A 25,816-nucleotide genomic window follows, 5' to 3' on the forward strand; every position below is an offset into this window, starting at 1 on the left:
CTGGATGTATCCTACAGAGAAAATATGCTTGAAGAAGGCAGTTTCAGGCTCATAATGCTGTTGCTTAGTACAGCACTTGGGCTTTCGTTTTTGATAGAGCGGCTTTTGGAGTTTCTCAATGGTCTGTTTAAAAAGCTGGCGTTCTCGGATCTCGACTGGTTTGAACAAAAAGGACAACTTCCTGCTGTTTTGCAACGCGAGGTAAGAGATGAGGATCTGACGGAAGCCGACTTTAATGAGCAATACGAACCGGTGTTGTTCACGATGAAAGCCATGGAGGCGCGCAATACATTTGAAACGGCGCAACGCTTCTGGTTGCAACTCATCGGTGTGCTGGCTGGCATTGCCGTTTGTTGGATTGCGAAATTTGGCTTGTTTGGTCCGCTCGCTGCCTTTGATGGGTTGCAGGGGGGCATGGACTGGGTTTTGACCGGCATCCTGATTGGAGGAGGTTCTCAGCCTATCCATTTCTTAATCAAATTCCTTAATCAGCGCCGTGTAGTTGAAGCCGGCCCGCCGGAAGTACTTCCCGTGGTCTCACCATCTGGTGTAATTGTGGATCTTGGCAACGATCCAGATCCCTTCTTCAAAATCCTCGATGTCCCTTACAACGGCGGGTATCGCCCAGAAACGTTGGAAAACAGAAACATCAGACCCGCACCGCCGGACTTGATCGTATACCATCATACTGCGCTGCATAGTGATGCTTCATTTTTTGATGTGGTACGGGAAATTGTTGAAGTAAAAGGCTGGTCTACCGGATACCACAGCGTGATTGCTGATGATGGCGTAATCAACAACTTTTGCCGATGGGATCGCACGGGGGTTCACGCACTTGGCGTCAACAGCCGTTCACTCGGTATTGCCCTGAACGGTAATTTCCATTCGCAGCCCGGTGACCCGTTTAGCAATGATAGCGGACAGTTTGGCAATTTACGCCCGACGGATATCCAGTTGCTTTCTGCTGCCAAAGTTGTTGCGCTTTGGTGCCATCTGTACAACATTCCAGTCAAATTTGGCGAGACCATTGTTTCGCACCGCGATGTGCGGCCTACAGCCTGTTCGGGATCGAATTTCCCGTATGACGCCTTTGAGGCGTTGGTAAAAAACTGTTTTGAAGCATGGCAATCCCACGACGCGCAAACTGAACTGATTTTTTACAAGCAGAAACAGCTTATTTACGCCTGATTTTTACACCACATAGTCTATCTAAAAAAGACCATGGAAACGATACTTACGATTACCTACCTCTACATGCTGGTATTGCTGATGGCCCTGCTGATTGAGCGGGTGATGGAGGTTATCATGACAATTTGGAATGTTGTGGAAGTCCGATTGCAGGCGCATCATTTCTGGAATCAGCGGACAGAAACGTTAATGAAGCGTTTTGCTGCGCAAGTTGAATCTAAACGAGCCAGAAATGCGCTGCATTCGCTTGGCCTGAGCCGGCGTATTCGTCAGTATACAGACATCGAACAGGAAATTCGGCCCGGGCAATCCATTGAGTTTTCCAGCGAAGCCGTACGCTATGCCTTTGTCCGCACGTTTGCTTTTTTTGCAACCTCCGCTATGGGCATTGGTCTGTGTCTTCTGGCTGATGTAAACCTCATCGCTATCATCAAGCAGGCGCTTGCGCCGCAATCGATTCCTGTGTTGGATGCCCTGGGTGAACCGCTGCAGCATCTGGTAAGCGGATTGGTCATTGGCCTTGGTGCTGAGCCAGTCCACCGTGTAATTAAAGGCCTCGAAGCGGCAAGGGATTGGCTCGACAAACGTAACCGCCTCAACAACGCGCTTTCTGAGTCAATCCAGATTCGGGGGTGAGTTTGGTGGCGTTTTGGAAACTGGTATTTAGCCAATTTTTAGGAACGACGCTATAGCAGAATTATAGCACAATAAAAGTCACGCGGTATGCCATGCAAAAACACCCGTTGGGTCTTCAAGACCCGACGGGTGTTTCACAAAAGACGTATTTCGCTACAAAAACGCACCTTCTTCTTCGATAAAATCCCAAATAAATACTACTTCATGTAGCGTGGATCAATCGTATGCTACCTGATCTGTGCAAGCACCTTTGTCAGCTGCTCGAGAGAGACCAGGTTGTGCACGGGTAACAAGTGGTCTACGTAGGGGAGGGCGGCTTGCATGCCCTGGGTGAGGGGTTCGTAATTGCTATACCCCATGAGCGGATTGAGCCAGATAAGCTGGTGGCAACTGCGACGCAGGCGCTGCATTTCTGATGAAAGTACGGTCGTATCTCCCCGGTCCCACCCATCGCTGATGATGAGTACGACACTGTTGCTTTTCATAACACGACGCAGCCAGGTGAAGTTGAACGTTTTAATTGCATCGCCAATTTTAGTCCCTCCGGCCCAGTCTAGCACTTCTTTAGAAACAGCCGCAAGGGCTGCATCTACATCCTGGTGTTTCAAGTGGTGGGTGATGCGAGTTATACGAGTCCCAAAGACAAAGCTTTCTACGCTTCGTTTGTCTGCCGTAAGCAGGTGCATGAAGTGGAGGAGCATCTGTGCATACCGCTCCATGGATCCACTGATATCGCAGATGAGCACAACCGGACGCGGTTTTTTCTTTTTTGCAAGATGGGCCAGACGCAGTAATTCCCCTGCATGCCGGCTGCTGTCTCTTACCGTGGCGCGGAAATCGAGTTTAATGCCGCGAGACGCAGGCAGCAGCCTCCTCGAGGCGTAGGGCGGAATCGGCCACTTGAAACGTGCCACGTATTGCTTGGCAGTTGCGATATCTGCATTGGTAAACGCAGCAAAGTCTTTTTGTCGAAGGATCTCTGTCTGGCTGTAGGTTACAATTTGCTCGAGCTCAATTTCCGTTGCTGAGGTCTGTTCGCTTCGTTTTTTAGGCTTGGGTTTCTGGTGCTCTCTCAGCGCTTCCTGGATGCGGTGGTAGCCGCCGGCGCTGGCATTTACCGGAATTTGTGTTTGCTGAAGCAGCCATTGCATCACCTTGGGGAATTTGGTTGGTGCTTTCCAGAAAAGCTTGAAGGCCAAGTCAAAAAGTTCGCGTTCTTCGTGGCGACTAACAAGGCAGGCATGCAGCGCATTTTTGACATCTTCTTTCTCTGATACGCCCACATGCGCAACAGCTTCAAGTGCCACCATCATTTGTGCCGGGCCAATGGCAAAGCCAAGCCGGCGCAACACCCGGCCAAAAGCAACAACGTGATCTGAAAACGAATGCGCTTCCATTAGCCGCCAATAAGGATCATGGGGCGGTTTTCCATGTCTTTCAGGTTGTACATACCGGCATGAGCGGCTTTTTTTCGTTGTACAGCCGCCTGGATAATGGTACCCAGTTCTTCATCAGATGCGCCAGTGCGCATCGCATCACGCAAACTCACTTCAGCATTGCCAAAGAGACATACTTTCAGGTTGCCATCCGCAGTAAGGCGCAACCGGTTACACGATCCACAAAACTGCTCACTCATCGAAGTGATGAAGCCTACCTGGCCCGCATAACCCGGTACCTTGTATGTTTTTGAGGTGTCATTCGGCCCATCCTCACACCGCGCAAGTGTTGGGTGCTCCTGCTCGATAATCGAAATCATATCTTTGTAGGAGAGGAATTGGGTATCATTCCAGCCGTTGCCGCCAAACGGCATATACTCGATAAACCGCACTTCAATTTGCTTGTCGCGTGTAAGGGATACGAAGTCGGCAAGCTCGTTCTCATTGAAGTTTTTCATCACCACGCAATTGACCTTTACTGGTGCGTAGCCATATTCAAGGGCTAGGTCAATGGCCTGCATGACCAGGTCAAAGCCTTTCCTCCGGGTGATGAACTCAAACTTTTTAGGATTCAGCGTATCCAGGCTGATGTTCATCAAATTGATGCCTGCTGCGTGCATCATTTTAATTTTCTTGGGGACGAGCAAGCCATTGGTCGTAATGGCAAAGGTCTCAATACCTTCAATTTTCCCGAGCCTGGCAAGCAACTTGTCGACATCCTTTCTAACAAGGGGCTCACCACCGGTAAGCCGGATTTTGTTTACGCCGGCTGCAGCAAAAAGCCGGACAAGCCGCTCGATTTCCTCGAACGTCATGATGTGATCTTGTGGCTGCAGTTGTACCCCTTCTTCCGGCATACAATACTGGCACCTGAGATTACAGCGTTCTGTGAGCGAAATACGCAGGTAGCTGTGAAAACGGCCAAAGGTGTCTGTAAGTATTTCTGACATCCTGAATTACGTATCCAACGTTTAGCAAAAAAGGCGAACGGAGTGCCCGAAAGTTGTCGGGGGAAGCACAAGGATCCGGCTGATGAGACCGCGCCATAAAAGTTGCGTTACGGCAATTCCTAATATACATCATAGGTGTTAGTGCTGCATGTCAGCGAGCCTTACACGGGCTTGCTCAAGAAGCGTGGTCGCCTGCGATCCTGACACCTTGCTGATGTCGTCGCGATATTTCAGGAGTGTACCCAGCGTATCGTCAACAACCTCAGCGTTCAGTTCATTTTGTCCAAGGAGCATGAGTGCACGGGACCAGTCGATGGTTTCAGCAACGCCTGGCTGTTTATACAAATCAGTTGTACGAAGTTCGTGTAAGAAAGCCACAACTTGTTTCGCAAGGCTCTCGGCAAGCCCCGGGACCCGTGTGCGGATAATGGCGAGCTCCTTTTCGAATGCAGGATAATCAACCCAATGGTACAGACACCGGCGTTTCAGCGCATCATGTATTTCACGGGTTCGGTTTGAGGTGATAACTACGTGCGGGGGGATGGTTGCTTTGATGGTCCCTATTTCTGGTATGGTGATCTGGAAGTCAGAGAGGAGTTCAAGCAGGAACGCCTCAAATTCTTCATCAGCCCGGTCGAGTTCATCGATCAGTAGCACGATGGGCACTTCCTTTGTGCCAGCTTCAAGTGCATTCAAGAGGGGGCGTTTGATCAGGTAGGACTCCCCAAAGATCTCTTGCTGGATAACGGAGCGATCCTGGCCCTGCTCTGCTTCGAGCATACGGATTTGCAGGATCTGACGGGCGTAATTCCATTCGTATACTGCAGTGTTTACATCCAGTCCCTCGTAACACTGTAGCCTGATGAGTTGTCCGCCCAGCATGGTTGCCAGCACTTTGGCAACTTCGGTTTTGCCGACGCCGGCTTCTCCCTCAAGAAAAAGCGGGCGCTGCATGTTCAGGGCCAGAAACAGTGCGGTCGCGAGGCTACGGTCTGCAATATAATCGTGGGCACGCAACCCTTCCTGAACAGCTTCGATGCTGGCGTACGGCATAGTGTGACTACTGAAGGTGGAAAAACAACAAATATCTCCGGGAATAACGACCCAAGTATAAACTTCGTTGCATGTTGGTGGCCCAAGATGTCTTCAGCTTACAAACAGATCATTAAGCCCAAAGATATTTGTCTACTAACCAGTATGGCAGCATTATCCGCGAGCTTGTTTTGCCGCAGCCATAATTGCACGGCGAGCCATTACACCACACAAATGTGCGCGGTATGCGGCGCTGCCACTGAGGTCGCTCAGCATATCATCTTCATCCGGTTTATGCTGACAGGCTGCTGCAATGCTTTCGCCGTCCAGTGCCGTGCCTTTAAGCGCATCTTCCATAGCTGTTGCCCGGAAGGCGCAGGGTGCAGCACCTGTAATGCCAATGCGAGCATCAACGCAGCGGCTGCCATCCATAGTGATGTGTGCTGCAACGCCGACAACTGCAAAGCGGGATGCCGGATTGGGAAACTTGGCATATGCCGTACCACTGCTTGCGCCGCCGGCAGGGAAGGAGACGCGGGTAATGATTTCTGCATCGTCCAGGGCAGTGTCAAACATACCCGTGAAAAAGTCATCTGCGGAAATATTGCGCGCACCATTGGGGCCATGCACGGCAATTGTTGCATTTAGCGCGAGTACAATCGCCGGATAATCAGCGGCCGGGTCGGCATGGGCAAGGCTGCCGCCGATGGTGCCTTTGTTACGCACCTGCGGATCGCCAATACCCGACGCCGTCTCTGCTACAGCCGAACAGTGTTGCTTCACTATATCCGACATCTCAACGGAGCGGTGCGTGGCCATTGCACCAATGTGTACCTGATTGCCAGAGGCTTCAATGCCATCAAGCCCAGAAATCCCACTGAGATCAACAAGCATGGTTGGTGCATTGAGGCGGAGCTTCATTGTGGGAATGAGGCTGTGTCCACCTGCCAGCAACTTGGCTTCGTCTCCGTGGGACTGTAATTGCGCAACTGCTTCTTCTATGGAGCCGGCGCGCTGGTATTCAAATGAATTGGGAGTCATAATATGGGATAAGAAATTTGGTCTTTGCTGGAAAAAGGAAATCACACGGGTTGGTTATGACTTCCCGTTTTGCAGAGCCTGCCAGACACGCTCTGGTGTCATTGGCATGTCGAGGTCGCGAATGCCGTGGCTGTAGAGCGCGTCGATCACAGCGTTGGCAACACAGGCGGTTGCTGCGATAGCGCCGGCTTCCCCAACGCCCTTGGCACCCAGTGGATTGTGCGGGCAAGGCGTAACGGTCCGGTCTGTTTCAAACTGCGGGAAATTATCTGCTTTAGGCAGGTTGTAATCCATAAATGAACCGGTGACCAACTGGCCGGCGTCGTCGTAGTGCGCGCCTTCAAAGAGGGCCTGGCCGATGCCTTGCGCAAGGCCACCGTGTACCTGGCCGTCTACAATCATCGGGTTGATGACGTTACCCACATCATCCACACAAACATATCGGAGGAGGTCAACTTTGCCCGTTTCGGGGTCGATCTCAACCACCGAAATGTGCGAGCCGAAGGGGAAGGTGAAGTTGACCGGATCGTAAAATCCGTTTTCTTCGAGCCCCGGTTCAAGGCCTTCCGGATAATCGTGGGGGATGTAGGCGGTTAGCGCAACATCACCAAAAGAAACGGAGCGGTCTGTACCTTTTACAGTGAAATTACCGTCTGAAAAGTCCAGGTCGTCTTCTGAGGCTTCCAGCTTGTGGGCAGCTATTTTACGGGCTTTGGCTTTTACTTTGTCGAGTGCTTTTACGATAGCGCTGCCACCCACTGCAAGGCTACGCGAGCCGTAGGTGCCCATCCCAAACGGAATCTGCGCTGTGTCGCCGTGTACCACTTCGACGTCGCCCATATCTACCCCTAACTCAGAAGCCACAATTTGGGCGAACGTCGTTTCGTGGCCCTGGCCGTGTGAATGGGATCCGGTGTACACCTGTACCTTTCCAGTAGGATGAACCCGAATCGAGGCACTTTCATAGAGGCCGGCGCGGCCACCGAGTAAGCCTACAACTTTGGAGGGTGCAATACCGCAAGCTTCAATAAAAGCGGAGAAGCCAATGCCAAGCAGCCGGCCTTCAGCCCGCGCTTTTTTCTGTTCTTCACGGAGTGCTTTATAATCAATGATTTCAAGCGACTTATCCAGCGCACCTTCATAGTTGCCGCTGTCATATTGAAGGGCAACCGGGGTGTCGTAAGGGAAGGCGTCGGGGGGAATGAAATTCTGCCGGCGGAGTTCTGCCGGATCTCTACCCATTTCGTGCGCAGCGAGGTCTACCAGCCGTTCTACAAGATAGGTTGCTTCGGGGCGGCCAGCGCCGCGGTAGGCGTCTACCGGCACGGTGTGCGTCATCACTCCCAGTACATTCACATAGATGTTGGGGGTCCGATACTGGCCGGCGAGCAACGTGCCGTAGAGGTATGTTGGTACGGCGCCTGAGAAAGTCGAGAGGTAGGCGCCAAGGTTGGCGAGGGTCTTCACGCGCAGGGCAACCATGTTGCCGTCTGCATCAAACGCCATTTCAGCATCGGACTGGTGGTCGCGGCCATGGGCGTCTGTGATAAAGCTTTCGCTTCTTACAGCGGTCCATTTAACGGGCCGGCCGATTTTTCTGGTTGTCCATGCGCAAATGGCTTCTTCCGGGTAATGGAAAATCTTGCTACCAAATCCACCCCCAACATCAGGCGAAACCACGCGCACTTTGTGCTCTGGCAGACCGAGGACGAACGCACACATCAACAGGCGGATGAGGTGAGGGTTTTGAGAACTGGTGTAAAGCGTGAGCTCGTCGCGTGCACTGTTGTAGTCACCTATGGCAGAACGCGGTTCAATGGCATTGGCCACCAGGCGCTGGTTTTTGAAACTCAGGCTGGTCACGTGGTGCGCGCTTGCTATCGCTGCATCGGTTGCTTCTTTGTCGCCTAATTCCCAGTTAAACGACGTGTTGTTGGGTGCGCCGTCGTGTACTTGCGGTGCATCGCTTTTGAGTGCTGCAGAAGAATCTGTAACAGCCGGCAGGACGCCGTAATCAACAAACACATGCTCGGCTGCTTCAATTGCCTGGGCTTTGGTTTCTGCAATCAGGACTGCAATGCTGTCTCCTACATGCCGCGCTTTGTCGGGCGCAAGCGGGTAGTGGGGGGGCTCCTTCTGATCCTCGCCAATCGCCCAGCCATTGGGTAGCGACAGCACGCCGTCGTCTACCATATCTTTGCCTGTGAAAAATGCCACCACACCCGGCATTTTCATGGCTTCGCTGGCATCAATCGAATTGATGGTGGCGTGTGCATGTGGGCTGCGTATGATATACGCGTATGTCATCTTTGGCAGTACGATATCGTCTGTATACTGCCCTTGACCTGTTACAAACCGCTTGTCCTCAACTCTTTTGACCGCTGATCCAATATATCCTAACATAATGTCGATTAATTCTGGAAGTTCGATAAATAGCGATGTGATGCAGACATGAGGACTACATGTTTGCTGCTGCCGTTTGGATGGCCTTTACGATATTTTGGTAGCCTGTGCACCGACAGTAATTCCCTTCCAGCGCATGCCTGATTTCACCTTCGGATGGATCAGGATTGTGTTTGAGGAGGTCGGCTGCAGCCATAATGACGCCTGGGGTACAGAAGCCGCATTGCAAGCCATGCTCTTGTTTAAAGCCCGCCTGCAGCGGATGCAAGGTGCCATTGGTGGCCATGCCTTCGATTGTGGTCACTTCGCTACCATCTGCCTGAACGGCAAACATGGTACAAGATTTTACCGAAGTGCCGTTGACGTGAACAGTGCAGGCACCGCATTGGCTTGTGTCGCAGCCAACATGGGTACCGGTCAGAGAGAGGTGCTCTCTCAGAAAATCTACAAGCAGGGTACGAGGTTCGACCTCCGCGGCATGCTCAACGCCATTCACGGAGACTTTGATGGATTGCGTCATACTTCAGGGAATTTTGCGAAAAAGTTGAAGGGATAACGGGGGTGCTTTACCCGGAGTCAGACACGTACTGAAGGGAAGTCTGCATCCGGCAATCTATGCGTGTGAAGGTAGTGCGAAGAAAGCGGTTTCTGTAAATAGGTAATCTAGCCCAACATGTCAAGAGACTGGCATATTTTGCTGGTACGGAAAACCGATCTTAGGTATCAGATTTGGCGATTTTGTGGTGCGAATCGGTTATCCATGCACTCCACGATCCGTGGTAGAGCCGGGGGGAAGGGAGGCCGGCATGTGCAATGGCCAGCAGATTGTGCGCAGCAGTTACACCGGATCCACAGTAGCTGATGCTGTTGCCGGTATCCACAGCCGCAAAGCGGGTCCGTAGTTCGTCTGCAGATCGGAAGTGCCCATCAGGCCCAAGATTGTCAGCCCAGGGAAAAGAAAGAGCAGACGGTATATGGCCAGCTACAGGGTCAATGGGCTCGTGCTCGCCGGCATATCGGGCAGCAGCCCGTGCATCTAGCAGGCAGATGTTATCATTTGTAGTGGCCTGCTCAACTGCTTCCGTATTTGCAAGCATCGCCTTCTGCGTTGTGGGGGTGAAGACAGTTGGAGTAATTGCAGGCGTGTCTGATTCGGAAGGGAGGTCTGCTGCAAGCCAGGCCGGCCAGCCGCCGTCGAGCACGGCAACGTTGTTGTGTCCGAGCCAGCGTAGCATAATCCACAACCGCGCGGCAATAGCACCGCCCATGTCGTCGTATGCAATCACTTGTGTATCTGTGCGAATACCCCAGCTGCCAAGTTTGGCTGCAAATTGCGCCGGCTCAGGGAATGGGTGTCGGCCGGTTTGTCCGGGAATAATAGAGCCAGACAAGTCATCGTCCAGATGCGCATACCGTGCACCGGGGATGTGCCCTTCGGAGTAAGCGCGCCGGCCTTGTTCGGTGTCTTTTAGGGAAAACCTGCAGTCCACGACAATCCAGTTTGGATTGGTAAGATTTTGTCCAAGGGCTTGCACCGAAACCAGGGTTTGATAAGATGAGGGCATGGCTGGGGGGAGTGAGAATGCCGGCTACAGGCTATTTTCAATTTCGGTTTTAAGCGCTTTGAATCCTTGTTTGATGATGATTTTTGCGCCGGATTCTACAAGGCGCTGTCCGATACTTGCAATTTTACCGCCGACCGTTGCTTCGCCCGTGTAGGTAAGGCGCGTCCCTTCTGCTTCTTCTGAAAGAGATATTTTAGTGTACCCCTGCACAAAGCCTCCCGGGCCCTGGCCGTCTATCTTCAATTGGTAGCTGTGGGGTGGATTGCGATCGCTTAGTTTGAATTTGGCTTTGTAAGTACTGGAAATTGGACCCAGCTTCGCTTTGATGACACCTTCGAACGTGTCGTCGTCTATGCGGTTGAGGGTATCGCAGCCTGGCATTACAGCCGCGAGCACTTCGGGGTCTTGCAGCAGGTCGTAAACTTGTGTCGGTGTGCCCGACAATAACTGATCACCGTTTAGATCCACGTCTGTATCAGGTCTGGTTTGAAGGAGCAGTTGCTGAGCTATTGGCCAAAGGTAAAAAGCGCGCCAAACATATCCTACTCTGTCGAGCGTTCCTACTCATGAAGAGACTTGCAGCGGAGAGCGTGTACTATGAATGGGGCTGTTGCGCTGGCGCAGCGAAGCGCCGGCCCGTTTGTGTAGTACCGCCTGTATTTCAGAAATAGCTGAGAGCGCAATTTCTTCTGGTGTTTCAGTACCAATATCAAGGCCAACCGGCCCAAATATCCTGTCCTGATCTTCTTCCGAAGGCGTAAGAAAGGCTTCATCAGCCGTCAACATATCTTGTGTTCTTTCACGGGGCCCCAACATGCCTATGTAGGGAATGTTGGTTTGCAGCAAATGGTGCATTATGGCCCGATCGCGGCTGTACGTGTGATTCATCACAAGGGCAGCGCAGCGCAGGTCTGTTTGAATATTGGCTGCCACATCTTCTGGATGCATGAGAAATTTCCAGTCGGTAGCCAACTGAAACCGGTCTTTTAATACATCTACCGGTTTGCGGCCAACAATTACAACTTCCCAGCCCATCAGGGCACCTTGAGCGACAACGGCATGTACGTCGTATCCTTCGCCAAAAATGAAGAGCTTTGCCGGAGGACGCACAAATTCAAACAACACTTGGTAAGTACAATCTGGTGTGATAAACTTCCGCGTATGCCACAAATACATTTGTGGATTGGACAGTTCCGCTTCGAGAAAACCGTTGCTCTCCAATGCCACTGCGTGTTTAATGGATACCCCCAGGTTTGAAGGGCCCACGTGGTTACTTTCATCTATCAGCAGGTGATCGCCGAGCCCGGGATCATTTGCCGCAGTTGTTGAGGACGCTGCTTCAATGATGGTTGCCATCACGCTCGTGCGTCTGTGATAAACTGCGTGTTGCAGGGCATCAATCACCGTGTTGGTGGCTGCCGGTTCCAGGGGTTGGATGAGGACATGCACAACCCCGTTGCAGCCTGTTCCAAATCCAAGCACTATATCATCCTCTGCAAGGTTGAAAGGGATAAGGCGCGGATGCCCGGAGGCCATAACTTCAAGGGCCTGTTGTGCTACTTCGCCTTCCAGGCAACCCCCGCTTAAAGCGCCCCAACGTTCGCCAGACGCAGAGATGAGCATACGGGCGCCCGGACGTCGGTAGGTTGAGCCGCCAATTTTTACGACGGTAGCAAGGGCAAATTTCTGACCCGCATCAGCCAATTGGCCGGCTTTATGCAGGATTTGTAGTAATTCTCTCATGTGATGCCGGCACCTGTTTCAGCCTGAAAACTCAGCGGAGTCACTGTTTTTTGTGTATCCTGTTTAATAACAAATTAATCTGAATGATTCAGGATAAATTTTGAGCAGGCAGGGAGATAAATCGGAGCAGGGGGTAACGGCCATTGTACTTGCAGCCGGCATATCACGCCGGATGGGTGCTGACAACAAGCTCCTGTTACCGTTTAAAGGCCAGCCGCTTGTATTCCGTGTGGTTTCAGCCGTGTGTAAAGCTGATATCGCGCGTTGCATTGTTGTGCTCGGCCACGAAGCGGCGCGCGTCAAAGCTGCCTTGCAGGGCCTGCCCGTAGAGTTTGTGGTCAATGAAGCGTTTGCCGAAGGTATGGGGACGTCAATCAGCGTCGGTGTTAAAAAAGCGGGTGTGGCAACTGCAGGATTTCTCGTGTGTCTGTCTGATATGCCGTTGATTACAACCGAAGAATACAACGCCATTATCCACCAGTTTGAAACAAGTGTTGCCAGAAATCCAGCGGTAATAGTGCGGCCAAACCATGCTGGTCAACCCGGGAATCCGGTATTGCTGGCTTCTGAACACCGGGTTGCAATGGAAGAGCAACGGGGTGCAGCCGGCTGCAAACCTATCGTGCAGCAGCACATCGATCAGGTCGTTTACGTCGAAACATCAACTGACCATGTTTTACAAGATGCAGATACTCCGGAAGCTTATGCTGCGATGCGGATCAATAGTAAAAAAGCGGGTTGACCCCATGACCAATTAATGCTATCATTCTGCCTGGAAAAGCGGTTTTTTCAATCTGAAAATAAAAGAGATCAAATTGAAGGCTTGGCCGTATTGCTAAAGTCTGGGAGCCCTTCTAACTTCCAGCAAATTTACAGATCAAACACTCCCATCTACTGAATAATGGCAAATAAAATTTCTTTCTTTGATCAGGTTAGTCAGTATCTGTACAAAGCAGCTGCATACACGGATTACCCTGAAGGGTTGATCGAGCAAATACGCATTTGTAACAGTGTCTACCTTATCCAATTTCCGCTTAAACGAGATGATGGGAGTATTGAAGTCATCGAAGCCTGGCGGGCAGAGCATAGCCATCACCGTCAACCTGTAAAAGGTGGCATTCGGTATAGTCCACATGCAGATATGGATGAAGTGAAAGCGCTGGCGGCCTTGATGACGTATAAATGTGCCATGGTTGACGTGCCATTTGGTGGTGGGAAAGGGGCGGTGAAAGTCGATCCGAAGAACTACTCCGATGCAGAAATTGAACGCATTACGCGCCGTTATGCATTTGAACTGGTACAAAAGAAATTTATTGGACCCGGGATTGATGTGCCGGCGCCGGATTATGGCACTGGCGCACGAGAGATGGCGTGGATTGTAGATACCTACTCCTCGATGGCCAATTCTGAGCTTGATTCACTAGGTTGTGTTACGGGCAAGCCGGTAGAGCAGGGGGGGATTCGAGGCAGGGTGGAAGCAACGGGCCGCGGTGTTGCGTATGGCATTCGCGAAGCCTGCAAAGTCTCATCTGATATGAAAAGGCTGGGGTTAAGCACCGGCCTGGGTGACAAAACAGTTGTTATACAGGGCCTTGGAAATGTTGGCTATCACTCAGCCAAATTCCTGATCGAAGAGGGCGCTACCATTATTGCAATTGCAGAATACGACGGCGCCATTTTTAATCCGGACGGGATTGATGTTGATGATGTGCTTGCACATCGTAAAGCGCACGGCTCCTTCGAGGGATATGCAAAAGCGAAACATCTGGATACACGAGAGGAAGCGCTGGAGCTGGCTTGCGATATCCTGGTGCCGGCGGCGCTCGAGAATCAAATAACGATGGATAATGTTGACCGGATCAAGGCCAAAATCATTGGTGAAGCGGCCAATGGACCTGTGACTGCTGATGCTGCTGAGAAGCTGTTAGAGCGAGGCACCCTGATCCTCCCCGACATTTACCTGAATTCAGGGGGTGTAACCGTGTCGTATTTCGAATGGCTGAAAAATCTTTCGCATGTCAGGTTTGGACGTCTACAGAAACGGTTTGTTGAGCGCAGCAACACCAAGATGTTGAAGAAGCTCGAAGAGTTCACGGGCCGAAAAGTGACAGAAGAGGAAGCGCATTATATCGCTGATGGCCCCAGTGAAGCCGACCTTGTTTATTCCGGGCTTGAAGACACGATGGTCAATGCATACCAGCAAATGCTTACAGTTCGCACCAAGCACGACGAGAAAATTGACTTGCGTACAGCCGCCTTTATATCTGCGCTACACAAAGTGGCGACTTCGTACGAATTACGGGGTATTTTCCCTTGATTCTTAGCAAGGCCGGCGCTCGCTGATGCGCGGTTAGGAGCACCTTGCCTGGCATTTGATGCGTAAATTATTTTACCTGCTTTTTACGAATCAGCTGCATCCGAAGCGGGGTAGTGTAACGAATACAATACGAATTGGGGATTCATGCCGCTTTTGCGTCTTAGTCAGTAACCCATAACAGGTTACTTTAGCCTACTGACTTTTACGCAGAACATGACAGGTACTCCTTTATCTATAGAAAACCCAACGGCTGCTCAATTAGAGTTTCGGACCGCAGAAGTTGTGATCAACAAGGTTCAGGAATTTAATACCACGCTATCAGCTGGTGCCGCATCGGTGCCTGCTGTATTGCCACGCACCCACCACAGTTTGTTGGTACTGTTCACGATTATGTGGGCCGGCAACTTTGTATTGGCCGAAGTAGCACTTCACGAACTATCTCCCATTTCTTTCAGTGTATCCCGGTTTTTGATGGCCGGGATTGTGCTGCTGCTAATTCTTTTTGTACAAAGCCGGCGCACCGGCCATAGGAGCCCAATGTTCCCCCGCGTTTCTCGGACAGATTGGCCACGACTTGTTGTTGTATCGCTGATTGGTGCCGCGTTTGCCCCGTGGCTTGGCATCGAAGGGTTAAACCTGACTTCAGGTGGACGTGCGTCGCTGTGGCTTGCGCTGTGTCCTGTCCTGAGCGCCAGCCTCGGGTACTTTATGAAAACGGAGTCGCTCGGTCGATACGGTGTGGTCGGATTGGTGATTGCCGGCGTCGGCACTTTTGGCCTGGCTGCAGACGGTCTCGGGACAAGCAACCAGTACTGGCTCGGTGACTTGCTGCTCATTACCGCAATGGCCTGCACCATCCTCGAATTACACCTGATTAAGCCGCTTGTTAACACCTATGGCCCAACGGGCATGGTAACAGCACGTACACTGATTGGTGGTTGCTGCTATCTGTTGCTGGCATCCTCTTCGCTGGTACAGCAAAACTGGCTCGACCTGAGTGGCTGGACCTGGATTGCCATCATCATCGGGGGTGGCATTGGGGTTGGCATCGGTCAGTGGGTAAAAGTACGGGCTTTGCGTACGCTGGGGCCGACGCGCGTTGTGCTGTATGGCAACCTCGTCCCACCTGTAACACTATTGCTTGCCTGGATCACACTGGGGAATGAACCCAGTATGCTGGAGATCCTGGCCGGCACCCTCATCATTCTAGGTGCGCTGTGTATTCAGGTAGTTGATCAACGCCGGATCGACGCACAAACTGTAAACTAATGCGAATTAAGGGTTGAAAGCGTGATCTAGTTTTTTTCGTGTTTTCGTCTTTCTGTTTTGCACGATTGCGGCAGAGGCAGCGATGCTATTGCGGGCGGCTTTTACAAAAAAACAGCATCCGGCACTCGAAAATCGGCATTAATCGCAACCCCTGAATTCGCATCACGGTCCCTATTACTTCGCCAACACCACCGCACGGGTTTGGGCAGTTGTGGGCGTAACAATTCGATAGTAGTACAGCCCATTGGGTAACTGGTTACCGTCAAAAGACACGGCATGGGTACCGGCCGGCTGTTCCGCGTCCACCAGCGTTGTGATGTGCTGTCCGATGCTATTAAAGATTTCAACCCGTACAACCTCGGGTCGGGATAACGCATAGGTGATTTCTGTACGGTTGCTGAATGGATTGGGATAGCTCGAGATGGGCATCTCATCTGCATTCGGCATGCCTTTGTCGTCATTTGCGGTTGCAGAAGCACCGTCGCGCTCAAAGGCGCCAATGTCTACTTTGCCTGATTCACGGGCCACGTAGTTGATATCGCAGAACGACACGATGAGGTCGCTGCCGGCGTCGATGGCAGGGCTGTTCTGACGCAAAGTGAAATCAGCATCGCCGGGATTGCGGAATAAGGGATCAACCCCGAGCAGGTTATTGGCGAGGTCGGCTTCTGTAACGGAAGTCCCGCTGAAGTTAACCGAGATGTCGCCAGCTGAACCGCTGTATGAAATGTTGTTTTCCCAAATCATGTCTTCGGAGCGCGCAATCAGAATTCCCCGATTCCATGCCAGGATGCCTTGCCCGGGGTTTGCATAACCAATATTGTTGCGCCAGACGGTATTCTTGGAATACACAAGGCTCAACTCAGCGCGCCATGTGCCGGTGTTCTGCGTGTCGGTGTTATTGTGGTACACGGTGTTGTTGAAAACATCGACGTTATCACTTTTGAAGAGATGGAGTCCTTTGCCGCCGTTGTTGTAACTGAGGTTGTTCTCAATCAGCGTGCGATGGGGATAATTTACATTTGTTGACCCTTCATTCTGGAAATTGTCGACAATAATGCCGTTGCCATCGCTGGTGCCAATCGGCCGGCCCGACAATACGAGGTTGATGTTGTTGTAGCTGCGGTTATTTCTAATAACAATGTGGTATCCTGGCGCGTCATCCACGGCGCGGGCCTGAAACATGCCAATGCCACTGGATTGTACCGGATTGTATTTTGCGTTGTTGTAGACCACGTTATTCTCTACAAGCACGTGGTCAAATCGACCTAACTGGATGCCGGCGCCCCCACAGTCGTGTAACCTGTTATTCAGAATGTTGACGTGATGATTCTCCCAAACCGTTATGCAATTCCCATGGCTGGCTGTATTGAGGTTGGGGTCATAGATTTCGAATCCATCTACCGTGATGTAGTTGGCTGCAATTTTAATCCCGTCCGTTTGGCCAGACTCAGCAACTTCGACCTTCGCGCCCCACTTGTTGATGGACTTGAGGACGACATAGTTATCGGGTGTGCCAGAGCGCGTGATAATCACTTTCTCGCGGTATATGCCGTCTCCTACAAACACGGTATCGCCAGGGGATACCTTGGTTACGGCAAAAGATATATTTCGCCAGGGTTGCGCAGCAGTGCCGGGGTTGCTGTTGTTGCCGGAGGTGGCTACGTAAAATGTATCGGCGATTGACACGGCTGGAAAGCACAGCCACGCCATGATCAGAAAGAGCTTGAGCGTTGACATCGTATATGGTAAAGGACAGAAATTGCATGCAAACCTGCATGTAAATTGCTGGTTTGCGTCAATCCACTTCGTCCGAATGGTCGCAGGTAGGTGAGATCAGCTAGTTAATATATAAAGTAATGGGGAGCTGTATCGGCAATGAACGGCATAGCCGCCCGTCTTGTTCTTCTAACAACGTGGCCAGGCCTTGTCTCTGTTTGATTTCGATTCTTCAGACAACCCCTAGTTGAAGCTTCTGAGTTCTTTGTTGAGCAGCATACCCCATACCCGGTTGTATGGGTGCACCGCTTTCACTTCCTCTTCGCCGCGCATCACGGTGTGTCCTTCATTGGCCCAGGTAAATATAGATCCTTCCAGATTGGACACGTTGGTAAAGCCGGCTTTTTCAAGTTTCTCGGCCATTTTGGATGAGCGGTAGCCCACCGAGCAGTAGACAACAATGGGTGCATCTTTATCAACACCTTTTAGGGCTTTGAACCGCCGGGTGTCCGGATCCATGTGGATGGCGCCGGCGAGGTGACTCACCTCGTACTCTTTTTTCTCCCGGATATCTATCAGCAGCGGCTGGGGGGCATCCGATGTTGTTAACCATTGTGCGAGCGAATCTGTTGAAAGTTGTACTACGTTCGGATGCTGCTTCCGGACGTCCTGCAATATTTCTGACCAGGCCAGTTCCTGGCTACAACCGATCTGTATAAAAGAAAAAGACATCAGTAAAGTGGCTAATGATGTGTAGAATATCTTGGCCATGGGTATAATTTGTTTGCGGATGGATACCTTCGGAACGCTCAAATCGTGATTCCGTTCAAGATGCAATCATTCAATCAATTTATCAAACCTATGAGTGCTAAAGGACGTGTTCTTGTTGCAATGAGCGGTGGGGTGGATTCATCCGTAGCTGCAGTATTGTTGCGTGAGCAAGGATACGAAGTGATCGGCATTACCATGAAGACGTGGGATTACCAGTCCAGTGGCGGCCGTAAAAGTGGCAAAGAAGTCGGGTGTTGCACCCTTGAGTCGATGAACGATGCCCGTTCGATTGCACTCAAACACGACTTCACCCACTTTATTGTGGATATCCGCGAAGAATTTGGCGACTGGGTGATTGAGAAATTTACCGCAGAATACCTCGCCGGCCGTACCCCCAATCCGTGTGTGCTTTGCAATACACACATCAAGTGGGCATCGCTGCTCAAGCGGGCTGATGACCTCGATTGTGAGTTCATCGCAACGGGCCATTATGCGCGTCTACGCCACGACAAGGCCTTGAACAGGCATGTGCTGATGAAGGGCCTCGACAACAACAAAGATCAGAGCTACGCGCTTTGGGGGCTGCCGCAGCATCATTTGGCGCGCTCCATTTTCCCGCTCGGGGAGTATACGAAGCCGGCAATACGGCAGATGGCTGCCGATTTTGAGCTCTTGCGGGTGGCTGACAAACCAGACTCCTACGAAATTTGCTTCGTCCCTGACAATGACTACCGCCGTTTTCTTAAAGACCGCGTGCCGGGCTTGAAAGAAAAAGTGGAAGGGGGCAATTTTGTGTCAACCGATGGTACGGTAATTGGTCAGCATCAGGGCTATCCATTTTACACTATCGGCCAGCGGCACGGACTTGGGCTTGCCCTTGGGCATCCGGCGTATGTAACGCATATCAACCCGGAGACCAACACCATTACGATTGGCCAGAAAGAGGACCTGATGCAGCAAACGCTCACAGCGAAGCAGCTCAACATGATCAAATACGCGTCGATCCCTGAAGAAATGCCGGCGGTTGCCAAAGTCCGCTACAAAGACGCCGGCGGCCCATGTCTCGTATGGGAATCAGGTGACGATGAATTGACTGTCGCGTTCGCTGAGACGCGTAAAGCCATTACGCCCGGACAATCCCTCGTTTTATACGAAGGAGAAGACGTGCTGGCTGGGGGCTGGATTCAAACTGTCGGAGAACCTGTACCTGCTAAATCTTAACCAGGAAGCTGTATGCGTGTATTTGTGTTTGTTTTGATATTGGGAATTGCCGGCATCGGGTGCAAATCCGCTAAACCTGAAGCACCTGCTTCGGCGCAGGAAGGCGATGACAAAATGGAAGAGGTAATGATGGAAAATGGCATTCATGCAACGGTCCGGTTTATCGAACTCGAAGGCGGCTTTTACGGCATCGAAAGTGACGCCGGCGATAGCTATCTGCCGATCAACCTTGCTGAGGAATACAAAGAAGACGGACTGCGCATTGTGTTCACGATGAAAAGTCGGCCCGACATCATGACCACCAAAATGTGGGGCAAGACCATCGAGATTACGGAGATTCAGAAGCAGTAGGGTCGTGACTTCGGTTATTCGTGCTTCCGGGTTTTCGAATTCAGTTACGAAGATAATCGTAAGCCAGAAAAATCCGGAAGCACGAAATCACGTGCTCATCATGGAGACGCTACCTGCCCATCAACCAGCGGCTGGCTAATCAAGTTGGCGAAGAAGGCGTAGACGCCCGGGTGGTATACTTTCAGTTGCCGATACCAGCCCAGCGCGGTATACATGTAGGTGCCGGCGCCGTAAGGCGTCACAAGCGTTGAACTGCGCAGCGATCCTTCTCCGGGGTCGTTCATCTCAAACAACTCTTTGTACTGCGTATCATATTCGCCGGGAAAATAGAGGCCGCGCTCCTGGACCCAGCCGTCCCACAAAGTTGCATCAATGACATTGGGCTGGTTGAATAGCGGCAATTCCGGCGCTAACACGGATACCGGGGAGTCTTCCGTTGTAACCCTGTTTCGGCTCAACGTGATCGGGTAAGGTGGGAAATTACCGAGGTTTTTGACTTCCCGGTCAAACGGATCGGGATAGCCTTCATTCCACTCAAACGTCTTCTGGTAATTCACCACCAGTTGGCCGCCATTTTCAACCCAGTCGAGTAAAGATGCGTTGTAGGTACGCAGGTCCTGCCGAACGAGGTATGCGCGGATGTCAACCAGGATGGTATGCAGACCGTCAAGCTGGTTGTTGGCAAGTGCCATGGAGTCGAGCAGCACGTAGTCCACGTCTAGTTCGCTGAGGGCCCGTGCAAGGGTATTATCGTAGCTTTCGATAACGCCTACTTTGAGGCCTTCCACAACATCAACAGAGAAAATGCGGCCATCTACAAAAGCAATTGCGGGCTCCACTTCCGTTACCGCAGCGCTGGGCAAGCCGGTAATGGAAATGGTATAGTTGCCGTCTTGAATGGCTGCCGGCAGGTTGAATGCCAGCTTCTCAGCCAAAATGGTTGTCTCTGCAAAGGAAAACGTAAACGGTTTCTGGAAAACTACGGTACGGTTGTCATCACGGGTAACAGCGAGCTGTACATCCAGAACTTCTGCTTTTGCGTCAAACTGCGAAAGCAGTACGTCAATTTCGTTTTTTCCGGGCCGGAGGCGAATCACATCCTCAATAGTAGTAATCACTACCTGCGGTGCAATGTGCAGCCGCAAGTAATCCGCTGCCAGCAATTCCCCGGTTTCAGCGTTGCTAACGGCATATACAACAGGCGGACTGCTCAAAAATCGGTTGTATTGGTAAGTTGGTTTGGGGATGGAGGCTTGTGCGTTTGATAGGACGCGCACGGCAGACTCCTGGTATGCATTACCAGAGACGGCGAGCATGGTGTCAATGGGGCCACTGAGCGTCACATGCACGGGGACGTCAAACATTGACGCATCCGCCCGTAATTTTAGGGACTGGCCGGCTACAACCACTTCGTCGTTTGGCAGCAGGAAGCCTTCTGGCGGCTTGGGTAGCCGTTGCGAGTCGAGCCAGTAGCGTACGTTAGGATTGTTTGCTGTGTTGGGCGGGAGGTTGCCGGCAAGATCGGTTGAATCGAGCGCTGCTTCGGTAGCGGAGTGCAGGAGAGAGAAATACGTATTGTCTTGCATCCGGCGAAAGCTCGCGAACATCCCCATACCTTGAGAAGCGTGTTCGCCGAGCGCTTCGGTTGCAATTTTGCTGTAAGACTTGCCCGCGGTCTCATCGATGTCTGTAACTGGGATAACAACATCGTGCTGTTCTTCGCCGCCGCGCCAGCGCCGCAGAAACAGTCGCTTTGGTTGCCACAGGTCAACCCCCGGCTCTTCCAACTGCTCTGGATGATATGATGCATCCGCTGCGAGCGTAAAGGCATCATAGGCCGAAATACCAACCGCCTGGTGTTGTCCGTGCTGGACGCGGGGGCCAACGGTCAGCGTATCGTGGTTGGTGAAAATGACATCGGGCTTGAGCTTCCTGACGAGGTAAACAAGCCGCGAGGTCACCTGGTCCTGGCCGCCCCAGAAGGCAAACGCTTCGCTGGCCTTTTTTGAATACCCGAAGTCTTTGAAGTTCAAGAAATAGGTTTGCGTGCCCAGAATACGTGCCGCGCGCTCTGTTTCGTCCGTCCGGATAGCGCCGAGGTCCTCATACAGTTCAGGGCCAATTTCATTCTGCCCGCCTTCACCGCGCGTATAAATTACGCTGTAGGCAATGGCGTTTTTGGCCCGCCGATAATACGTGAGGGTCCGTCCGTCTTCGTCATCAGGATGCGCAGCGAGGTTCATAACAACCAGTGGCGCGGCTTCCTGACCCTGGGCCGGCTGCGCGGTCCCGATCAACAAGATGAACAATACGAGGCTTAATGAATTAAGAGAGCACTTCATTAGTAATCTATATCTGAACACGGATGGTTTGGTGGTGGCTACAGAACCTATGTTTGTAGCATCCTTCGTGTTGTTACAGTGATACGTTGAGTGTAATAAATACTGATGTAATGAAAAAGAGCGAAAAACAATTCCTTTTTGATCTCCTCAACACCCCAAGTCCTTCAGGGTTTGAAGCAGAAGGCCAACGAAAATGGGCCGGCTATGTTCGCTCCTATGTGGATCAGGTGGGTAACGATCACTATGGTAATACTTGGGGAGTCCTGGAAGGCTCCGCAAAGGGAAAAGGTCCCCGCATTATGCTGGAGGCCCATGCAGATGAGATTGGCTTTATGGTAAGCTACATTGCCGAAAATGGTTACCTGCGCGTAACACGCATCGGCGGATCAGATCGTGCCATTGTACGCGGCCGAATTGTCCGCATTTTGGGGGATAAAGGCGAGGTGAAAGGGGTAATTGGGAATACAGCCATTCACCTGCGCGAAGCATCTGACGTTAAAATTCCCAAATGGGAAGATGTATTTATTGATGTTGGCGCCAAAGACAAAGCCGGCGTAGAAAAAATGGGTATCCGGGTTGGGCACCCGGCCGTCTTTGCAGAGTCGGCGCAAGAAGTAGGTAAAAATCGCCTGGTTGGTCGTGCGCTGGATAACCGGATCGGGGGCTATATCATCGCCCGGGTGATGGCGCGATTGGCGGCAGCCAGGAAGAAGTCGCGCAAGAAACTGCAGGGGAGTGTGTACGCTGTGAATGCGGTGCAGGAAGAAATTGGTGGCAATGGTGCGCGTATGGTCACGTACCGGCTTGAACCAACGGTAGCTGTTGTATTGGATGTAACCCACGCAACAGATTCACCGGGTATCTCCGCGAGCAAACATGGTGACGTAAAACTGGGTGGAGGCCCGAGCCTGACACACGGCACCGCCAATCACCCGGCTGTTGTTAAGCGATTGATGGAAGTGGCTGCAAAACAAAAGATCAGCATCCAGCACGAAGCCTCGTCACGCTATACGGGCACTGATACAGACGACGTATTTGTCTCCCGCGCCGGCGTCCCAAGCGCGCTCGTTTCCCTGCCGATGCGCTACATGCACTCAACCGTAGAAATGGTAGACCATGCCGACATCGAATCCGTGATTAAGCTGCTGACTGGCTTCTGTCAGTCGGTCAAAGCCGGCGACAAGTTTAGCGCTGAGATTGTGTAGCAGGAGTGCTGCGTGCAGAATGGTAAAGGTATAGCGCCATGCCCCGCCCTTGTCTTTCTGAGCCCTGCGAAGAATCTGGGCGAGCAGCCTCTCTTGCATCAATTGAGCTTACAGCGCGAGCAAGCTGGGCCCGGGATGACGTAGGGTGTTGGGGGCGGTTGAATTTTACCACCCCAATCAGCCTTAAACTTTCAACCAGCAACCTTCAACCTGTTCACCCCATTTTACGCCATTTGCGCACGATGCTCATCGCAATCTCTAACGCCTGTTCAGCGTTGAGTCGCGGGTCTACCTGCGAGGTATAGGCGCGTTCGAGGTCGGCATCGGCGAGGCCGCGGGCGCCGCCCGTGCATTCGGTGACGTCTTCGCCCGTCATCTCAAAGTGCACACCACCCAGGTGTGAACCGAGCTGTGCGTGGATATCGAGGGATTGTTCGAGCTCAGACAAAATGTTCTCGAAGGGCCGCGTTTTGATGCCTTTTTCCGTTTTAACGGTATTACCATGCATCGGATCGCAAGACCAAACCACAATCTTGTTGGCCTTTTTGACCGCCTCAATCATTGGTGGCAGATGATCTTCGATGTTGTTGTGGCCAAAGCGGGCAATCAACGTGAGCCGGCCCGGGTCGTTTTTCGGGTTCAAGATGTCGATCAACTTGATCAAATCTTTGGGCGCAAGTCCAGGTCCCACTTTCATGCCAATAGGATTGGCAATGCCGCGCATGTATTCAATGTGCGCGCTATCGGGAAACGCCGTCCGCATACCAATCCACGGCATGTGGGTTGATAGATTGAAGGTACCCGGATTATGGGGTACTGCACGGGTTTGCGATTCTTCGTACGGCAGAAATAGCGCCTCATGGCTCGTATAGAAATTTGTGCGGCTAAACGGAGCATCTGATACATCGCCAAACGCCTTCATAAAGCTAACTGCTTCACTGATGTAATCTACAATCGACCTATACTCAGCGGCGCGGGAAGAATGTTGTACAAAGTCGAGGTCCCAGTATTCCGGATTATGCAGATCTGCAAAGCCACCATCTACAAGGGCGCGCACAAAGTTGAGTGTCATCGCAGAGCGGCTGTGTGCCAGGAGCAAGCGCTGTGGGGAAGGGGTGCGCTCGTTGGGATTAAACCCCAGCCCGTTGATCATGTCGCCTTTGTAGGTTGGCAGGGTAACGCCATCTACGGTCTCTTCGTCGGCTGAACGCGGTTTTGCATACTGGCCGGCAAATCGGCCGACGCGAACAACAGGCAGCTTGAGTCCGTAGATGAGCACCAGGCTCATCTGAAGGATGACTTTGAGCCGGCGGGTAATGATATCTGAGGTACATTCGTTGAAGCTTTCAGCACAATCACCGCCTTGCAGCAAGAAGCGTTTGCCAAGTGCAGCTTCGCCGAGTTGTTTGCGCAGCGACTGGATTTCCCAGGATGTGACCAGCGGGGTGAGGCCGGAAAGCTGCTTCAGCGTTGCGTCAAGTTCTTCCTGGTTGGGGTATACCGGCTGATGCAATGCCTTTTTTGATCGCCACGATGCCGGCGTCCAATCGGATGGGGCAGGATGGGTCTCTTGATCTGCTGCTCCGTTCTGGGCCACTTGTTCGCTCACGTCGGACATCTTCTCTTCGTTTTTTGTTATTATTTTGTGATGAAGCCGGTCTGGGAAAGCTTTTTATTCTATACCGACCCTGAATTGGTTTCAGATTGCAAAATTCATGCGTACTGATATCAGCTTTTTCTTGCTGATGGGACTACATGTAACGTGCAACGCGAACCGTGCACCGAAGCAATAGTACGTCCGAATGCAGTTCGATTCAGAAATATTCGACCTAAACATACAATACATGGGCACGTCTTATCCTGAAGCGTCTTCTATACTAATCGTTGAAGACGACCCCGATCTCGCAAAGTTGTTGCAAATTCATCTTTCTGACCTGGGTTACGAAGTCGAAATCGCCGCTGATGGCCAAACTGGGCTGAATAAAGCGCTTACAGGCAGTTTCTCTTTGATCATCCTGGACATCATGCTGCCTGTATTGGATGGTTTTGAAGTCTGCAAACGCGTACGCAACGAAAACCGTTCGCTGCCAATCTTAATGCTGACCTCCAAGGCAGAAGAGCTGGATAAGGTGCTTGGGCTCGAGCTGGGTGCTGACGACTACATGACAAAGCCGTTCAGTATTCGGGAATTGATTGCCAGGGTAAAGGCGATATTTCGCCGCATTGAGGTTGTGCAGACGGAGAAAAAGGTTGATGACCGGAAAATGCTTGAGTATGGTGATCTGGTTGTAAATCTGGAAAAACGAAAAGTATTGCTTCGCGGTCAGATGCTGGAATTGACTGCGAAGGAATTTGATTTGCTCGTACTGTTTGCTGAAAACCCGGGCCGCGCGTACAGTCGGCAGGAGTTACTCGACCTCGTTTGGGGGTACCAGTACAGCGGATACAGCCATACGGTGAATTCCCACATTAACCGTCTGCGCAATAAAATAGAAACTGATCCAGCTACACCACGCTACATCAAAACCGTTTGGGGGCATGGCTACCGCTTTGCTGAACCGGAGGAATTACTTACCTGATGTCTTTTCTGAAAACTTTTTACGCTAAAATCTTTGCGATTTTCCTTG

22 protein-coding genes are annotated in these 25,816 nt (G+C 51.7%); 9 read left to right on the plus strand and 13 right to left on the minus strand.

Features of this window, described 5'->3' with window-relative positions:
- The first annotated feature begins 24 nt into the window (after positions 1 to 24).
- Together AAF564_06440 and AAF564_06445 are read left to right on the plus strand one after the other, a co-directional pair.
- Positions 25 to 1,188: a peptidoglycan recognition family protein gene (locus AAF564_06440; GenBank protein MEM8485168.1), complete on the plus strand. Its 1,164-nt coding sequence runs from the start codon at positions 25 to 27 to the stop codon at positions 1,186 to 1,188.
- A 33-nt stretch (positions 1,189 to 1,221) separates the two neighbouring features.
- Complete coding sequence (locus tag AAF564_06445; GenBank protein MEM8485169.1) at positions 1,222 to 1,824, plus strand: hypothetical protein; 603 nt, start codon at positions 1,222 to 1,224, stop codon at positions 1,822 to 1,824.
- 227 nt (positions 1,825 to 2,051) lie between these two features.
- On the opposite strand, the gene AAF564_06450 is transcribed toward AAF564_06445, so the two are convergent.
- From AAF564_06450 to AAF564_06490, 9 genes are all read right to left on the minus strand, one after another.
- Entirely contained in the window at positions 2,052 to 3,221 is a 1,170-nt protein-coding gene (locus AAF564_06450; GenBank protein MEM8485170.1) for a VWA domain-containing protein, read from the minus strand.
- Complete coding sequence (gene moaA, locus AAF564_06455; protein ID MEM8485171.1) at positions 3,221 to 4,210, minus strand: GTP 3',8-cyclase MoaA; 990 nt, start codon at positions 4,208 to 4,210, stop codon at positions 3,221 to 3,223. The genes AAF564_06450 and moaA overlap by 1 nt, the downstream gene beginning before the upstream one ends.
- 138 nt (positions 4,211 to 4,348) lie before the next feature.
- A complete protein-coding gene (locus AAF564_06460) occupies positions 4,349 to 5,263 on the minus strand; it encodes a MoxR family ATPase (GenBank protein ID MEM8485172.1) in 915 nt (304 codons plus the stop codon).
- 153 nt (positions 5,264 to 5,416) lie between these two features.
- Positions 5,417 to 6,283 (minus strand): xanthine dehydrogenase family protein subunit M, encoded by an 867-nt coding sequence (locus AAF564_06465; protein ID MEM8485173.1) that lies wholly within the window; start codon positions 6,281 to 6,283, stop codon positions 5,417 to 5,419.
- 54 nt (positions 6,284 to 6,337) lie between these two features.
- The gene (locus AAF564_06470; GenBank protein MEM8485174.1) at positions 6,338 to 8,686 is read right to left on the minus strand and encodes a xanthine dehydrogenase family protein molybdopterin-binding subunit; all 2,349 of its coding nucleotides are present in this window, start codon (positions 8,684 to 8,686) and stop codon (positions 6,338 to 6,340) included.
- Positions 8,687 to 8,741: 55 nt separating this feature from the next.
- A complete protein-coding gene (locus AAF564_06475) occupies positions 8,742 to 9,206 on the minus strand; it encodes a (2Fe-2S)-binding protein (GenBank protein MEM8485175.1) in 465 nt (154 codons plus the stop codon).
- A gap of 196 nt (positions 9,207 to 9,402) precedes the next feature.
- Positions 9,403 to 10,251: a sulfurtransferase gene (locus AAF564_06480; GenBank protein MEM8485176.1), complete on the minus strand. Its 849-nt coding sequence runs from the start codon at positions 10,249 to 10,251 to the stop codon at positions 9,403 to 9,405.
- A 24-nt stretch (positions 10,252 to 10,275) separates the two neighbouring features.
- A complete protein-coding gene (locus AAF564_06485) occupies positions 10,276 to 10,719 on the minus strand; it encodes a carbon monoxide dehydrogenase subunit G (GenBank protein MEM8485177.1) in 444 nt (147 codons plus the stop codon).
- A gap of 96 nt (positions 10,720 to 10,815) precedes the next feature.
- The gene (locus AAF564_06490; protein MEM8485178.1) at positions 10,816 to 11,994 is read right to left on the minus strand and encodes an XdhC family protein; all 1,179 of its coding nucleotides are present in this window, start codon (positions 11,992 to 11,994) and stop codon (positions 10,816 to 10,818) included.
- A 100-nt stretch (positions 11,995 to 12,094) separates the two neighbouring features.
- On the opposite strand from AAF564_06490, the gene AAF564_06495 reads away from it, so the two are divergent.
- From AAF564_06495 to AAF564_06505, 3 genes are all read left to right on the plus strand, one after another.
- Entirely contained in the window at positions 12,095 to 12,736 is a 642-nt protein-coding gene (locus tag AAF564_06495; protein ID MEM8485179.1) for a nucleotidyltransferase family protein, read from the plus strand.
- A gap of 159 nt (positions 12,737 to 12,895) precedes the next feature.
- Positions 12,896 to 14,311, plus strand: a complete 1,416-nt coding sequence (locus AAF564_06500) for a Glu/Leu/Phe/Val dehydrogenase (protein ID MEM8485180.1) — start codon at positions 12,896 to 12,898, stop codon at positions 14,309 to 14,311.
- Positions 14,312 to 14,524: 213 nt separating this feature from the next.
- On the plus strand, positions 14,525 to 15,580 hold the full coding sequence (locus tag AAF564_06505; protein MEM8485181.1) for a DMT family transporter: 1,056 nt from the start codon (positions 14,525 to 14,527) through the stop codon (positions 15,578 to 15,580).
- A 174-nt stretch (positions 15,581 to 15,754) separates the two neighbouring features.
- On the opposite strand, the gene AAF564_06510 is transcribed toward AAF564_06505, so the two are convergent.
- Positions 15,755 to 17,320, minus strand: a complete 1,566-nt coding sequence (locus tag AAF564_06510; GenBank protein ID MEM8485182.1) for a right-handed parallel beta-helix repeat-containing protein — start codon at positions 17,318 to 17,320, stop codon at positions 15,755 to 15,757.
- A gap of 222 nt (positions 17,321 to 17,542) precedes the next feature.
- A complete protein-coding gene (locus AAF564_06515; GenBank protein ID MEM8485183.1) occupies positions 17,543 to 18,031 on the minus strand; it encodes a rhodanese-like domain-containing protein in 489 nt (162 codons plus the stop codon).
- Between the two features lie 129 nt (positions 18,032 to 18,160).
- Between AAF564_06515 and mnmA the strand changes: the two genes are divergently transcribed.
- Together mnmA and AAF564_06525 are read left to right on the plus strand one after the other, a co-directional pair.
- On the plus strand, positions 18,161 to 19,291 hold the full coding sequence (gene mnmA, locus AAF564_06520) for a tRNA 2-thiouridine(34) synthase MnmA (protein ID MEM8485184.1): 1,131 nt from the start codon (positions 18,161 to 18,163) through the stop codon (positions 19,289 to 19,291).
- A 12-nt stretch (positions 19,292 to 19,303) separates the two neighbouring features.
- A complete protein-coding gene (locus AAF564_06525; GenBank protein MEM8485185.1) occupies positions 19,304 to 19,642 on the plus strand; it encodes a hypothetical protein in 339 nt (112 codons plus the stop codon).
- Between the two features lie 98 nt (positions 19,643 to 19,740).
- Here the strand turns inward: AAF564_06525 and AAF564_06530 are convergent, their stop codons facing one another.
- Positions 19,741 to 21,984, minus strand: a complete 2,244-nt coding sequence (locus AAF564_06530; GenBank protein MEM8485186.1) for a PIG-L family deacetylase — start codon at positions 21,982 to 21,984, stop codon at positions 19,741 to 19,743.
- A gap of 110 nt (positions 21,985 to 22,094) precedes the next feature.
- Between AAF564_06530 and AAF564_06535 the strand changes: the two genes are divergently transcribed.
- On the plus strand, positions 22,095 to 23,189 hold the full coding sequence (locus tag AAF564_06535) for a M42 family metallopeptidase (protein MEM8485187.1): 1,095 nt from the start codon (positions 22,095 to 22,097) through the stop codon (positions 23,187 to 23,189).
- A gap of 214 nt (positions 23,190 to 23,403) precedes the next feature.
- Here AAF564_06535 and AAF564_06540 read toward each other — a convergent pair whose 3' ends face one another.
- Entirely contained in the window at positions 23,404 to 24,807 is a 1,404-nt protein-coding gene (locus AAF564_06540; GenBank protein MEM8485188.1) for a 3-deoxy-7-phosphoheptulonate synthase class II, read from the minus strand.
- A 226-nt stretch (positions 24,808 to 25,033) separates the two neighbouring features.
- Between AAF564_06540 and AAF564_06545 the strand changes: the two genes are divergently transcribed.
- Positions 25,034 to 25,768, plus strand: coding sequence for a response regulator transcription factor (locus tag AAF564_06545; protein MEM8485189.1), 735 nt, complete (start codon positions 25,034 to 25,036; stop codon positions 25,766 to 25,768).
- The last annotated feature ends 48 nt before the right edge of the window (positions 25,769 to 25,816 follow it).

The sequence above is a fragment of the Bacteroidota bacterium genome, assembly GCA_039111535.1.
Taxonomy (GTDB): Bacteria; Bacteroidota; Rhodothermia; order Rhodothermales; family JAHQVL01; genus JBCCIM01.

Coding starts and splice junctions, on each gene's coding strand:
- AAF564_06440 (MEM8485168.1), top strand. CDS start 25: ATGCTTGAAGAAGGCAGTTTCAGGCTCATAATGCTGTTGCTTAGTACA.
- AAF564_06445 (MEM8485169.1), top strand. CDS start 1,222: ATGGAAACGATACTTACGATTACCTACCTCTACATGCTGGTATTGCTG.
- AAF564_06450 (MEM8485170.1), bottom strand. CDS start 3,221: ATGGAAGCGCATTCGTTTTCAGATCACGTTGTTGCTTTTGGCCGGGTG.
- moaA (MEM8485171.1), bottom strand. CDS start 4,210: ATGTCAGAAATACTTACAGACACCTTTGGCCGTTTTCACAGCTACCTG.
- AAF564_06460 (MEM8485172.1), bottom strand. CDS start 5,263: ATGCCGTACGCCAGCATCGAAGCTGTTCAGGAAGGGTTGCGTGCCCAC.
- AAF564_06465 (MEM8485173.1), bottom strand. CDS start 6,283: ATGACTCCCAATTCATTTGAATACCAGCGCGCCGGCTCCATAGAAGAA.
- AAF564_06470 (MEM8485174.1), bottom strand. CDS start 8,686: ATGTTAGGATATATTGGATCAGCGGTCAAAAGAGTTGAGGACAAGCGG.
- AAF564_06475 (MEM8485175.1), bottom strand. CDS start 9,206: ATGACGCAATCCATCAAAGTCTCCGTGAATGGCGTTGAGCATGCCGCG.
- AAF564_06480 (MEM8485176.1), bottom strand. CDS start 10,251: ATGCCCTCATCTTATCAAACCCTGGTTTCGGTGCAAGCCCTTGGACAA.
- AAF564_06490 (MEM8485178.1), bottom strand. CDS start 11,994: ATGAGAGAATTACTACAAATCCTGCATAAAGCCGGCCAATTGGCTGAT.
- AAF564_06500 (MEM8485180.1), top strand. CDS start 12,896: ATGGCAAATAAAATTTCTTTCTTTGATCAGGTTAGTCAGTATCTGTAC.
- AAF564_06505 (MEM8485181.1), top strand. CDS start 14,525: ATGACAGGTACTCCTTTATCTATAGAAAACCCAACGGCTGCTCAATTA.
- AAF564_06510 (MEM8485182.1), bottom strand. CDS start 17,320: ATGTCAACGCTCAAGCTCTTTCTGATCATGGCGTGGCTGTGCTTTCCA.
- AAF564_06515 (MEM8485183.1), bottom strand. CDS start 18,031: ATGTCTTTTTCTTTTATACAGATCGGTTGTAGCCAGGAACTGGCCTGG.
- mnmA (MEM8485184.1), top strand. CDS start 18,161: ATGAGTGCTAAAGGACGTGTTCTTGTTGCAATGAGCGGTGGGGTGGAT.
- AAF564_06525 (MEM8485185.1), top strand. CDS start 19,304: ATGCGTGTATTTGTGTTTGTTTTGATATTGGGAATTGCCGGCATCGGG.
- AAF564_06530 (MEM8485186.1), bottom strand. CDS start 21,984: ATGAAGTGCTCTCTTAATTCATTAAGCCTCGTATTGTTCATCTTGTTG.
- AAF564_06535 (MEM8485187.1), top strand. CDS start 22,095: ATGAAAAAGAGCGAAAAACAATTCCTTTTTGATCTCCTCAACACCCCA.
- AAF564_06540 (MEM8485188.1), bottom strand. CDS start 24,807: ATGTCCGACGTGAGCGAACAAGTGGCCCAGAACGGAGCAGCAGATCAA.
- AAF564_06545 (MEM8485189.1), top strand. CDS start 25,034: ATGGGCACGTCTTATCCTGAAGCGTCTTCTATACTAATCGTTGAAGAC.